This window comes from Sphaerisporangium dianthi, from assembly GCF_042654065.1.
Taxonomy (GTDB): domain Bacteria; phylum Actinomycetota; class Actinomycetes; order Streptosporangiales; family Streptosporangiaceae; genus Sphaerisporangium; species Sphaerisporangium dianthi.
This window is the reverse complement of record NZ_JBHSFP010000112.1, coordinates 1-620: the sequence shown is the minus strand read 5'-3', so window position 1 is coordinate 620 and position 620 is coordinate 1. Positions and strand designations below refer to the sequence as shown.

The following is a 620-nucleotide window of genomic DNA, read 5'->3' as shown; positions in this document are numbered from 1 at the left end:
GGACTTACTGATCGTTTCAGAATGAGGTTCGCAGGCGGCGGAGGCATATGAGGCTGCAGGCCAGTTCGAGCAGCCCGTGGTGGAGGTCGGCGCGTCGTTCGTAGCGGGTGCGGAGTCGTTTGAACTGGTGCAGCCAGGCGAAGGCGCGCTCGACCGCCCAACACACCTTGCCCGGTCCTGAGCCGTGGGCGACACCGCGTCGGGCGATCATGGGCTTGATGCCGCGCTTCCACAGCAGGCGGCGGTACTTGTCGAAGTCGTAGCCCGGTCGGCGTACACACTCCGGGGCTTACGGCAGGGACGTCCGCGCAGACCCCGGATCGGTGGGACCGCGTCCAGTAGTGGCAGAAGCTGGGTGACGTCGTGCCGGTTGCCGCCGGTGAGCGTGACGGCGGGCGGGGTTCCGTGACGGTCGACGATCAAATGGTGCTTGGAGCCGGGGCGGCCGACGCCAGGCCGTCACCCCGGAGCAGCCCACGGTCTCCGCGGGGACGTCGCGCCAGGCGACACCGGTCCGCAGCGCGTACATGACACCGGCGGGTGCCACGCGGTCCGGAACGCGCAGCCGCCCGGGATAGTGGTGGCGCCGTTCGGGAGCAGGCGGCAACAGCGGAGCAACC

General features: G+C 69.7%; 1 pseudogene. It reads right to left on the bottom strand.

The annotated features are described in order from the left end of the window. Positions 1 to 16: 16 nt before the first annotated feature. Positions 17 to 620 (bottom strand): annotated as a pseudogene (locus tag ACFO60_RS40825) (IS5 family transposase); the annotation flags it as partial.